Here is an 11469-nt window from a genome sequence, read left to right as displayed (position 1 = left end):
AAGCTGCACGACGCGCCGCTCCCGCCGTGGCCGGGCCGAAGCCGCGACGACTTCACAGCGCAACTCGACGACGAATGCGAGTGGCTCGTCACGAACGACGTCCTCCCCAGCGACCTGGTCACCCGCAACCGCGAGGTCGCCGAGGCCGCGCTCCGGCCGTGGACACCGGTGTTCATCCACGGCGACCTGCAGCTCAGCCACGTGTTCGCCGACGGTGACGAGATCACCGGCGTGATCGACTGGACCGAGGCGGCCCGGGGCGATGCCCTGTACGACCTCGCCACCTTGACGCTCGGGCACGAGGAACACCTCGGCGACGTCGTCGACGGCTACGGCAGCGATGTCGACCTCGACGTGATCCACGCGTGGTGGTCGTTGCGAAGCCTGCTCGGAATCCGCTGGCTGTCCGAGCACGGCTTCGATCCGTCCTCGCCGGGCGGCGAGATCGACGTACTCAAAGCCAGGATGTGAAGCATGCTCGAACCGCGCCAGGCTCGCGTCTCCGACCACGCCACGATCGTCGAACGCGTACACCGGTGGTGGGGTGACTCGCGGACTCCCGAACAGGCCCGAGAGCTTTCCCTCCTACTCCCCAAGCTGTTCTTGCAGTTCTTCTCCGGTACGAGCCTGATCCTCGAGGACGAGGCCGGTATCCGGGCCTTCCTCGTCGGGTTCTACGCCGCCGACAACGACGTCGAGGCGTATATCCATTTCGTGGGCGTGGATCCGGAGCTTCGCGGGCAGGGCACGGCCCGCCGTCTGTACACGACCTTCTTCCAGCACGCCGCCGAAGCGGGCCGCACGGAGGTCCGTGCGATCACCTCGCCGGCAAACACCGGGTCCATCGCCTTCCACCGCGCCATGGGGTTCACGCTCGAAACCGGGGACCGGGTGGTCGACGGTCTTCCCGTGCACAGCGACTACGACGGCCCTGGCCAAGACCGGGTGTGCTTCGCCAAGGTCGTGAGTGGCGATTCGGGTTATTGAGGGGTACGGCAAAGGTGGCGTGGTCGGTGCCGATCGTTGCGTCCGGCCACGAGGCGGGTGTTGCGAAAGCCACTTTCGCAACGTTGAAGGTTGCGAAAGTGGCTTTCGCAACACCACGGCGTCTGAGCACGCGAGTTCCGTCTCCAAGCACGCGAGATCCGTGTCTGGGCACGCGAGTGCGGTGTCGCGTCACGCGGGCCGGCGCCTCGCCCGCGTCAGGGACACGTTCGCCTTACCCCTCGACAGAACCCGAATCGCCACTCATGATCAGCCGGTCACTCCGAGCTTGTCCCCGGACACCAGGCCGTCGAGCAGCGAAGCCTGTTCCCGCCGGTACGCCTCGACGTTCGCCAGTTTGACGTCCTCGTAGCCGCGGACCAGATCGGGCAGTTCGGCCAGGGCCAGCAGCCGGCCGCGGTCGGTGTCCTCGGTGCCGAACGCGGCGAGGATCGCGTCCCGGTACTGGCCGACGAGTTCCCGTTCGACCTTCCGGACCTCGGCCTTGCCGAACAGATCCCACCGTGTGCCGCGCAGTTTCCGTGCGGCGCGCAGCGCGACGAAGGCCGGACGGAAGGCCGGGCCGAGCGCGATCTTGCGCTTCATACCCATCGCTCGGAGGAAGGGCGGGTGCAGTCGATAGGCGTAGCGGCTGCCCTCCCCGAACTCCGCCTCGATCCCCGCGATCACGGCGGGGTCGAGAGCAAGCCGTGCGACCTCGTACTCGTCCTTGTAGGCCATCAGCTTGTGCAGGTTGCGCGCCACGGCTTCGGTGACCGCGGTCGAGTCCCCTTCCAGGACCCGGACGCGCTCGACGAACTCGGCGTACTCCCGCGCGTAGCGAACATTCTGGTACTGAACGAGTTCCGGGACGCGGATGTCCAGCAGCCGCGCGAGTTCCGAACCCGGCTCGGCGTGGACGAGCGCGCGGGCGCGGAGCGTGGCGGCCGACGGCGTGGGGGTCGCGGCGACGGCGGGAGGGGTGACGGCGTCGTGCAGCGCGCCGGGGTCGGCGACGAGCTGCCTGCCGCGCCGGAACGCCTGGATATTGCGCTCGACGGCCACCCCGTTGAGCTCGATCGCGCGTTCCACGCTGGCGGCGTCCAGCAGGATCGCCCCGGTCTGGTGGGCCGCGCCGAGCTGGAGGATGTTGGCGAACTGGTCGTCGTCGAACAGGGTTTCCGCCAGCGCGCGAGCGTCGAGCGCCACGGTGCGCGCCGCTTTGTCCGAGATCGCGCCGCGCACGGCGGCGGCGTCGGGGAACGAAACAGTGGTGTCGACGATCATCCGCCCGGTCGGCACCTCGGTCGTGGAGACCACGGCGGTGGTGCGGCCGGAGTCCGACACGCCCAGATGCGCCGGGTCGGCTCCGACCAGGACGTCACAGGCCAGGTAGAGATCGCATTCGCCGGCCGCGAGTTTCGGGGCCTGCGGCGTCGGTTCGGCGGTGATCTTCAGATCCGAGACGACGGCGCCGCCCTTCTGCGCGAGCCCGGTCTGGTCCAGCGTCCGGACCTGCTTGCCTTCGAGTACGGCCGCGGTGGCGAGGATCTGCGCGACGGTGACCACGCCGGTCCCGCCGACGCCGGTGATCCGCACGGAGAAATCGGTCCCGGCGCTCGCGCGGCGCGGCTCGGGCAGTTCCGCCGCGAAGATCTCCCCGGCGTGCCGCCGCTTCTTCCGGCCACTGGGCACCACGGTCATGAACGAGGGGCAGTCCCCCGCCAGACACGAATAGTCCACATTGCACGAAGACTGGTGGATCGCGGTCTTGCGGCCGAACTCGGTGGCGACCGGCTGCACGGAAAGACAGTTCGACTTCTCGCCGCAGTCGCCGCATCCCTCGCAGACACGCTCGTTGATGACGACCTTGGCGGCCGGTGTCTCCAGCTTGCCGCGACGACGCTTGCGGCGTTTCTCCGCGGCGCATTCCTGATCGTGGATGAGTACGGTCACGCCGCTCACCGCGGCCAGTTCCTCTTGCGTGCTCAGCAGTTCGTCGCGGTGCCGGACCTCGACGCCGTCGGGCAGGCGGACGCCGCGGAACCGCTTCGGCTCGTCGGCGGTGATGACCACCTTGGCGACCCCCTCGACCAGGAGCAACGACGCGAGCCGTTCCACCGGGAGGCCGCCGATGGCGTCCTGTCCGCCGGTCATCGCGACGGTCGAGTTGTAGAGGATCTTGTAGGTGATGTTCACCCCGGCGGCGACAGCGGCACGCACGGCGAGGCTGCCGGAGTGGGTGAACGTGCCGTCACCGATGTTCTGCACGAAATGCGAGGCCTCGACGAACGGCTCCATCCCGAGCCACTGGGCGCCCTCGCCGCCCATCTGCGTCAGGCCGACGACGTCCCCGACCTGTTCCGGTTCCATGAACAGGGCCATGGCGTGACAGCCGATGCCGCCGCCCACCACGGTTCCCTCGGGCACCTTGGTCGAGGAGTTGTGCGGGCAGCCGGAACAGAAGTACGGCGTGCGGGTCAGCAGCGGCACCGAGATGCGCTCGCGGTGACGGCGCTGTCCCCACGCCGTCACCGACGGGATCTCGTGGTGCGCGCTCAGCCGGGCGGCCAGCACCCTGGCGACGGTGTCCGGGTCGAGTTCGCCGAGTTCGGTGCACAGGGTGCGGCCGTCCGGGCCGGTCTTGCCGTACACGGCAGGTGCGCCGGAGGTGCCGTAGAGCACCTCCTTGATCGCCGCTTCGACGAAGGACCGCTTCTCCTCGACCACGACGATCTCGGTGAGGCCGTCGGCGAACCGCCGTACGATCGAGGGGTCGAGGGGGTGGATGACGCCGAGTTTGAGGATCCGGATCCCGTGGCGGGACAACGCGTCGGAGTCCAGGCCGAGCAGGCGCAGCGCCTGCATCAGGTCCAAATAGGACTTTCCAGCGGTGACGATGCCGACGCGGTCGGCGGGCCCTTCCTGGACGATCCGGTTGATCCCGCTCGCGCGGACGTACTCCAGCGCCAGCGGCAGGCGCTCGGTGTAGAGGCTGCGTTCGAGCGCCATCAGTGTGGTGCCGAGCAGACGGGAGCTGGGCTTATGCCGGTAGGCGGGCAGCGCCAGCTCCGGCGGCGTCCACTGCGGACGAACCTCGGCGGTGCTCGCGGCGTCGGCCACGTTCGCCACCAGTTTCATCGACGACCACAGCCCGCTGGCCCGCGACAACTCGACCGCGTGCAGACCGAAGTCCAGCACGTCCTGGGAGTCCGACGGGAAGAAGATCGGCATCGACAGGTCGGCCAGCGCGAGTTCGGAGGCGCAGGGCACCGAGGAGGATTTGGCGTTGGGGTCGTCACCGACCAGGGCCACCGCCCCGCCCGCCGGATCGGTGCCCGCGAGGTTGGCGTGCCGCAAGGCGTCGGTCGCCCGGTCGAGACCGGGCGCCTTGCCGTACCAGATCCCGGTGACCCCGCCGCGCGAAGAGCCGACGGACTTCGTGAGCTGGCTGCCCATGACGGCCGTCGCGGCCAGTTCCTCGTTGAGGCCCGGGCGGTGCACGACGTTGTGCTTGTCCAGCAGGACGGACCTGCGGCCGAGTTCGAGGTCGTACCCGGCGAGGGGCGAGCCCTCGTAACCGGAGACGAACACCGCGGGCGACGCGCCGGTGGCACGGTCGTGACGGGACCGGTCGAACAGCATCCGGACCAGCGCCTGGACTCCGCTCAGGTAGACCGTGCCGTCTTCCCGCAGATACCGGTCCTCCAACGTGAACTGCTCCACCAGACCTGCCTCCTTCGCCACCGCGCGATTCCGGACAGCAGACCCGACCGTCCGGTTCACCGCAACAAGCGACCGCTTTTCAGGGGTTCACACGCAAAACATTCGACCGAAACCTACTACTGGCCGATATCCGTTGCGTCTGCGTATCATCCTGCTCCATGGCGGACCAGCTCATCGACGAGACCGACCGCGAGATCCTCGAACTGCTGAGGGAAGACGCGCGACGCACGCTGGGCGACATCGGTGCCCGCGTCACGCTGTCCACCGCGGCGGTCAAACGCCGGATCGACCGTATGCAGGAGAACGGCGTCATCGTCGGCTACACCGTCCAGATCGACCACGCCAAACTCGGCTGGGGCATCGAGGCGTTCACCGAGCTGCGCTTCACCGGGACCACGAAGGTCGGGGAGATCGTCCGCACGACCACCAGGATGCCCGAGGCCCAGGCGGTGTTCACCATCGCCGGCGATCCCGACGCGCTCGTCTGGCTCCGGGTGCGGGACATGGGCCATCTGCAGCACACCATCGACGAGATCCGGCGGCATCACCAGGTGACCGGGACGAAGACCCTGATGGTCCTGGACTCCTGGGCCCGCGGACAGCAGTGGCCCGAGACCGACATCGGCGGTGGGTCGTGAGTGATAAGGAGGGTTAGAACGACACTTGCCACTCACGACTCGGTGGCGCGCAGCAGGCGTCGTCCGGTGCGCGCGAGGTGATCGCGGAACGCGTCGGGCTCGTCGACCGTGAAGTCGATGTCGGTGACCGTCAGGACGACGGCCAGCCACTCGAAGGAATCGACGTACGCGACGTACCGGCAGCTGTGGTCGTCGAGCGCTTCGAGGGTCCCGTCGAGGCGATGGAGGCGAGCCGCGGCTTCGCGCGCGTCGACCTGCAGGGTGAGGACGATCCGGAGCGATTTCGGGCTGTGGAAGCGGTCTTCGAGATGCCCGGCGACGTCGTCGACCGGAAGAGCGCGGGGTTCGAACGCGACGTCGGTCGTCCTCGGCCCGTCGATCCGGTCGAGGCGGAAGTTCCGCCAGTCCCGGCGATCGCGGTCCCAGGCGTAGAGGTACCACCGTCGCCCGAGCTGGACGAGCCGCATCGGCTCGACGGTCCGGGACGACGGCCCCACCTTCGCGGTGTACTCGAACTCGAGGCAGCGCCGGGCGGCGATCGCCGCGGCGAGGACACCGAGGATGTCGGGCGTGACGCGCGGCTGGTCCCCCCGGCCGAACTCGACCGCGGCGAGGACTTCGTCGGTCTTGCGGCGCAGGGCCGACGGCAGGATGCGCCGGAGTTTCGCGGCCGCGCGGTCCGCGGACTCGGCGGTGAGGTCGATGCCGGTTCCCCCGACCGCGGCGAGACGCAGCCCGAGCACGGTCGCGATCGCTTCGTCGTGTTCGAGCATGAGCGGCGGCAACGCGGCCCCCGCGACGAGACGGTAGTTGCCTCCCGGACCGCGGCTGCTTTCCACCGGATAGCCCAGGTTGCGCAGGTGGTCGATGTCGCGGCGAAGCGTGCGGGGCGGGACTTCCATCGCCGCGCCGAGTTCGGCGGCGGGCCAGTGCCGCCCGGATTGCAGCAGCGACAGCAGGCGGAGCATCCGTTCTCGTGGTGCCGTCATGGCGACTCCCGACCTCGCGGATAATTGTGGCCGGAAACCGGCCACATCTGATCGTAGCGTGGACCCATGGTGGAAATTCAAGGGTCGACGGCCGATCGCGGCCGGTGGATCACCGTGGAAGGAGCGCGGACGCACAACCTCCGCGACGTGTCGGTGAAGGTGCCGAAGCACCGGCTGACGGTGTTCACCGGCGTCTCGGGATCGGGGAAGTCGTCGCTGGCGTTCGACACGATCGCGGCCGAGGCCGAACGCCTGGTCACCGGGACCTATCCGGCGTTCGTCCGGAACCGGCTCCCCCAGCATCCGCCCGCCGACGTCGACCGGATCGACGGGCTGATCTTCACCACGATCGTCGACCAGCGACGGTTCACCGGGAACACCAGGTCCACCGTCGGCACGGCGAGCGACATCGCCCCGCTGCTGCGCCTGCTGTTCTCCCGCCTCGGGACGCCGAACGCCGGATTCTCGCCCGCGTACTCGTTCAACGACCCCAGTGGGATGTGCCCGCGCTGCGAGGGGCTCGGCGTGGTCGACGACATCGACCTCGACCGGTTGCTCGACCGTTCGCGGAGCCTGAACGAGGGTGCCGTGCGGTTCCCGACGTTCGCTCCCGGGACCTATCGGTGGAAGCGGCTGGTCCACTCGGGACTCGTCGACCCGAGTGTCCCTTTAGCACGGTTACCGGCGGAAAAGATCGACACACTGCTGTACGCCGAAGCACTTCCCCTCGACGATCCCGGCCCCGAGTACCCCAAGCACGGGACCTTCGACGGCATCGTCCCACGGCTGCGCGAGTCGTACCTGCGCAAGACCCCGTCGCGGCTGACCGCCGAGGAACAGGAAGGACTCGCCGAGGTCGTGACCCGCGGGACCTGCCCGGACTGCGACGGCACCCGCCTCGGCGAAGCGACCAGGAAGAGCCTCATCGACGGCCGGTCCATCGCGGACTGGTCGGCGATGCCCGTCGGTGACCTGCGCGAACTGGTGACGTCCGTGAACGACGCGTCCGTGGCGCCGCTTCTCCAGGCGATCCGGGAACGGCTCGACGCGCTGGACTCCGTCGGGCTCGGCTACCTGAGCCTGTCACGGGAGTCGAGGACACTGTCCGGCGGTGAGGCCCAGCGGGTCAAGATCGTCCGCCACCTCGGCAGTGCGCTCAGCGACGTCTGTTACGTCTTCGACGAGCCGAGCACCGGACTGCACCCGCACGACGTGCACCGGCTCCTCGAACTGCTGGCGAAACTCCGGGACAGGCACAACACGATCCTCGTGGTCGAGCACCATCCCGCGGTCATCGCGGCCGCCGACCATGTCATCGACCTCGGCCCCGGCGGCGGTGTCGACGGCGGCCACATCCAGTTCGAAGGGCCGCCGGACGACCTGGCCTCGACCCGCACCGAAACCGGCCGCGTTCTCCGCACCCCGCTGCGCTTCAAGAAGCGAACGCGTTCCGCGCGGGGCACCGTGACGATCACCGGTGCCGCCAGCCACAACCTGCGGAACGTCACCGTCGACGTACCGCTCGGGGTCCTGACCGTCGTCGCCGGCGTCGCCGGTTCCGGTAAGAGCACCCTGATCGCGGGCGAACTTCCCCGGCGACATCCCGATTTCGTCGTCGTCGAGCAGGCGCCGCTGCGTGGCGGGATCCGCTCGACGCCCGCCACCGTGCTCGGCGTCGCCGAACCGATCCGCGACATCTTCGGCGAGGCGACTGGACTGCCGCCGTCGTGGTTCGGCGCGAACGGCCGCGGGGCCTGCCCGGTCTGCAAGGGAAAGGGCGTGATCATCACCGACCTGGCGTTCCTCGACGACGTCCAAACCGCCTGCGACGCTTGCGATGGCACCCGGTTCAACCCGGACGCGCTCGCCGCGACGCTGAACGGTCACACCATCGCCGACGTCTTGGCGATGACCCCCGCGGACGCCGCCGCGCTGTTCGGCGAAGGCTCCCCCATCGCACGGCGACTCACGTGGCTGGACCGCGTCGGACTCGGCTACCTGACGATCGGGCAGAGCCTGGACACCTTGTCCGGCGGGGAAAGGCAACGGCTTCTGCTCGCCCGCCACCTCGCCGACGCGGGCCCCGCGGACGACCTGCGCCTGGTGCTCGACGAGCCGACCGCCGGATTGCACGGCAGCGACGTCGACCGGCTGCTCGCCTTATGCGACGACCTCGTCGACGCCGGGGCGACACTCGTCCTCATCGAGCACAACCAGCGCGTGATCGCGCACGCCGACCACGTCATCGACCTCGGACCCGGTGCGGGTTCCGACGGTGGGGCCGTCGTGTTCGAAGGCTCGCCGGCCGCTCTCGCCGAGGAGACGGCATCGGTCACCGGCCGCCATCTCAGGGCTCGCTGACCAGCGGGTGACCAACGCGTTCCCGGCGCCGGATCGGCGCCGGGAACACCCACCCGCCCAGGAACAGTTCCCGGGCAGAGCGAGATGATTCCCGATCCAGAGGCTCCCGACACGCCGGTACCGAACAGTTCTTGGCCGCAATTTCCCCGAGGGTCAGCCGACGAGCTTGCAAGCCGCGTTCGCCTTCATCGCCGGATCCAGCCCCGGCACCTTGCCGGTCTCGACGGCGGGCGCGTGCGACACCAGGTCGATCCCGGTCACGTCGAGCGCCGCCTTCGCGGTGCGGACGCCGCCTCTCGCCACCAGGGGGCGGTACTCGGTCACCGTCCCGTGCAGCTTCCGGTAGAACGCCAGCTCCCCGGCCGCGAGCGCGTTCGCGGCCTGAGCGGGTGGGGCGACCTGCGGCAGCTTCTCGAGCCCGGTGATCGCCGCCGCCAGCGTCGTGTCCAGCTTCTGCAGAGACGCCTCCGCCTTCGGCAGATCCGCCTCGGTCTTGATGTCGTACCCCTTGGCCAGGCTGTAGCCGATGAGCCGTATCTCCTTGACCGCGCCGCAGTATCCGCCCGCCCAGGACACGAGTGCCGGATCCGGGCCGGTCGGCGACGGCGGAGGCGGGGGCGACGGCGCCGGGGTCGGCGCGGGCTCCGGCGAGGTCGTGCTGCAGGCTGCGAGGGTGAATCCGGCGGCGAGGGCCGCGATCACCCGAAAGCGCGCCGCCGTCTGGCTCATCATGCGGTCGAGGGTAAAGCTGACGGCAGGGACCGGTCCCCGACGGCGAAAGGACGACATGAACCAGTCACTCCCGCAACGTCTGTACCTGCTCGGCTATGACACGGCGAAGAACCGGCTCGACCCTGCCAGCGCCGCGGTGCGGGGTTCGCTCCTGCGTGTCGCCGCGGTGGCCGAACTCGTCCTCGGCGGACTTCTCCTCGACCGCGGCGGCAAAGCCGAGCGCACCGCCGCGGCCGGTCTCACACCGGAAGACCCGTTCCTCGCCGAAGTGCTGGCCGACGCTCCCGGCGAAAAGCCGCGGCGCTGGTTCACCATCGTCGAACGCGACTGGTACAAGGCGGAGGAGACGGTCCGCGACCAGCTCGCCGACGCCGGCCTGGTCACCCTCGAAAAGCGCCGGGTACTGGGGCTGTTCCCGGTCCACGACGTCACCTTGACCCAGCCGCAGCAGGCGGACGCCCTGCGGGAGCGGATCCGGACCGCGGTGATGGGGAGCCAGGACCCCGCCACCGTCGCGATCGAAGACGCGGTCCTGACCATGCTGGCCGTCGAAGGCGACGTCTACTCCGTGTTCGGCCCCAAGGAGAAACGGGCGCACAAGAGCGAGATCCGGGCGCTCGCGGACCGCGTCGACGCCGCCCTCCCCGGGCTGAGGAAGGCGGCGCAGTACGCCGTCGCGGCGCGGCGAGGGGGCAGTGGCTAGGGCGTGTTTCCGGGCCGCGGGCCCTCCACCTTGGGTTTCTCGGCCTTCCGGGTTTCCTCTTCCCTGTCGACGACCTTGGTGAGGAAATGCTGCTGCGCCAGGGTCCACACGTTGGTGGCCAGGAAGTACAGCAGCACGCCGATCGGAACTGGGAAGAACGAGCCCGACACCAGCATCCCGAGCGGGGCCAGGTACATCATCAGCTTGGCGATGCCCGCGGCCTGCGGCGCGGTCGAGGTCTGACGGGTGAGCCCCGCGCGCAGGGAGAAGAACGTGGCCAGGCCGGCGATCAGCATCAGCGGTACCCCGACCGCGATCATCCGGGTGTGATCGGTGCCGAACGCGGCCAGCTCGGCGGCCGACTGCGAAAGCCAGTTGCCGAGTTTCGCGCCGAACAGGTCGGCGTTCAGAAAGGACTGGACGCCTTCACGATCGAAGACGTGGTTCGACGCCGCGCCCGGGGTGAAATCGCGCAGCACCCAGTACAGCGACAGGAGGACCGGCAGCTGGATCAAGGCCGGAAGGCAGCCGCCCAGCGGGCTGGAACCGTTGTCGGCGTGGAGTTTCTGGATCTCCTTCGCCATCCGCTGGCGATCCTTGCCGTACTTGTCCTTGATCTTCTGCAGTTGCGGGGCGAGCGCCTGCGTGCGGCGGCCCGCCCGCAGCGCGCTGAGCGCGGGTTTCACCAGCAAGAGGCGCAGGGTGAAGACGAGGAACACGATGGACAGCACCCAGGCGACGCCCGAGTCGGGACTCGACACGGCACCGAAGACCTTGTGCCAGAACCAGAGAATGGTGGAAACGGGGTACAGGAAGACGTCGAACATGAACAGGTCACTCCGTCGTTTGAAGGTACGAGGGCAGGAGCGACTGCCTCACCTTCGAACGAGGAGAAGTCAGGCAGCCGCGAAGCCCCATGACGGAGCTCGAGGCCGGGTGCGGCCGCGGGCGTCGGGATCACGCAGGCTCACGAACCACTGCGCGCGTTCGCGCAGGCTGATCGCACGCACGTTCATCGCCGCGGCCGCCGGTTCCAGGCGGATGTTCAGGGCGAGTGCGAGGAGGATGACGGCGAGGGACGTCGTGAGCGCGGCGGCCAGGCCGAGCGGGTTGGCCACCGCCACCGAGGCCGTCAGCGCCGTGAACAGGCTCAACGGGTTGACCCCGCCGACCACCGGGAGGACGACGAACAACTCGGGCAGGAACAGCGCAAGCATCAGCTTGAGCCGCACGCCGAAGTAGGTTCGCTCCACGTCACCGACCATACCGAAGATATTGCGTTGCGTGATTCGCGCGGGCGACGGCAGGCTGTCGAAGATCGAGCAACGAGAGTCTG

10 protein-coding genes are annotated in these 11469 nt (G+C 69.1%); 5 read left to right on the top strand and 5 right to left on the bottom strand.

Annotation, left to right across the window (positions count from 1 at the left end):
* Both H5J31_RS33085 and H5J31_RS33080 read left to right on the top strand, forming a co-directional pair.
* Window positions 1–471: aminoglycoside phosphotransferase family protein (locus H5J31_RS33085; protein WP_181776605.1), on the top strand; the 471-nt coding region annotated here is incomplete at its 5' end.
* 3 nt (window positions 472–474) lie between these two features.
* Window positions 475–987, top strand: a complete 513-nt coding sequence (locus H5J31_RS33080; RefSeq protein WP_181776604.1) for a GNAT family N-acetyltransferase — start codon at window positions 475–477, stop codon at window positions 985–987.
* A gap of 267 nt (window positions 988–1254) precedes the next feature.
* Here the strand turns inward: H5J31_RS33080 and H5J31_RS33075 are convergent, their stop codons facing one another.
* Window positions 1255–4731 carry an indolepyruvate ferredoxin oxidoreductase family protein gene (locus H5J31_RS33075; RefSeq protein WP_181776603.1) on the bottom strand — a complete coding sequence of 1159 codons (3477 nt, stop codon included), beginning with the start codon at window positions 4729–4731 and terminating at the stop codon, window positions 1255–1257.
* A gap of 137 nt (window positions 4732–4868) precedes the next feature.
* Between H5J31_RS33075 and H5J31_RS33070 the strand changes: the two genes are divergently transcribed.
* Window positions 4869–5348, top strand: coding sequence for an Lrp/AsnC family transcriptional regulator (locus H5J31_RS33070; RefSeq protein ID WP_181776602.1), 480 nt, complete (start codon window positions 4869–4871; stop codon window positions 5346–5348).
* A 32-nt stretch (window positions 5349–5380) separates the two neighbouring features.
* Here H5J31_RS33070 and H5J31_RS33065 read toward each other — a convergent pair whose 3' ends face one another.
* Entirely contained in the window at window positions 5381–6337 is a 957-nt protein-coding gene (locus tag H5J31_RS33065; protein ID WP_236005531.1) for a helix-turn-helix transcriptional regulator, read from the bottom strand.
* 66 nt (window positions 6338–6403) lie between these two features.
* On the opposite strand from H5J31_RS33065, the gene H5J31_RS33060 reads away from it, so the two are divergent.
* Complete coding sequence (locus H5J31_RS33060; protein WP_207899186.1) at window positions 6404–8698, top strand: excinuclease ABC subunit UvrA; 2295 nt, start codon at window positions 6404–6406, stop codon at window positions 8696–8698.
* A gap of 153 nt (window positions 8699–8851) precedes the next feature.
* On the opposite strand, the gene H5J31_RS33055 is transcribed toward H5J31_RS33060, so the two are convergent.
* On the bottom strand, window positions 8852–9430 hold the full coding sequence (locus H5J31_RS33055; RefSeq protein WP_181776601.1) for a hypothetical protein: 579 nt from the start codon (window positions 9428–9430) through the stop codon (window positions 8852–8854).
* Window positions 9431–9485: 55 nt separating this feature from the next.
* Between H5J31_RS33055 and H5J31_RS33050 the strand changes: the two genes are divergently transcribed.
* Window positions 9486–10133, top strand: a complete 648-nt coding sequence (locus H5J31_RS33050; RefSeq protein WP_181776600.1) for a GOLPH3/VPS74 family protein — start codon at window positions 9486–9488, stop codon at window positions 10131–10133.
* Here the strand turns inward: H5J31_RS33050 and yidC are convergent.
* Window positions 10130–10960, bottom strand: coding sequence for a membrane protein insertase YidC (gene yidC / locus H5J31_RS33045; RefSeq protein ID WP_181776599.1), 831 nt, complete (start codon window positions 10958–10960; stop codon window positions 10130–10132). The two genes, H5J31_RS33050 and yidC, sit on opposite strands and share 4 nt — an antisense overlap.
* Window positions 10961–11029: 69 nt before the next feature.
* Entirely contained in the window at window positions 11030–11386 is a 357-nt protein-coding gene (locus tag H5J31_RS33040; protein WP_181776598.1) for a DUF6412 domain-containing protein, read from the bottom strand.
* Window positions 11387–11469 lie beyond the last annotated feature (83 nt).

Source organism: Amycolatopsis pittospori, assembly GCF_013870525.1.
In the GTDB taxonomy this organism is placed as follows: Bacteria; Actinomycetota; Actinomycetes; order Mycobacteriales; family Pseudonocardiaceae; genus Amycolatopsis; species Amycolatopsis pittospori.
This window is presented reverse-complemented; position numbering and strand designations above follow the sequence as displayed.

Bases quoted from the DNA above. Each gene is read 5' to 3' on its own strand.
- H5J31_RS33070 (WP_181776602.1), top strand. From the start codon at position 4,869: ATGGCGGACCAGCTCATCGACGAGACCGACCGCGAGATCCTCGAACTG.
- yidC (WP_181776599.1), bottom strand. From the start codon at position 10,960: ATGTTCGACGTCTTCCTGTACCCCGTTTCCACCATTCTCTGGTTCTGG.
- H5J31_RS33080 (WP_181776604.1), top strand. From the start codon at position 475: ATGCTCGAACCGCGCCAGGCTCGCGTCTCCGACCACGCCACGATCGTC.
- H5J31_RS33050 (WP_181776600.1), top strand. From the start codon at position 9,486: ATGAACCAGTCACTCCCGCAACGTCTGTACCTGCTCGGCTATGACACG.
- H5J31_RS33060 (WP_207899186.1), top strand. From the start codon at position 6,404: ATGGTGGAAATTCAAGGGTCGACGGCCGATCGCGGCCGGTGGATCACC.
- H5J31_RS33055 (WP_181776601.1), bottom strand. From the start codon at position 9,430: ATGATGAGCCAGACGGCGGCGCGCTTTCGGGTGATCGCGGCCCTCGCC.
- H5J31_RS33065 (WP_236005531.1), bottom strand. From the start codon at position 6,337: ATGACGGCACCACGAGAACGGATGCTCCGCCTGCTGTCGCTGCTGCAA.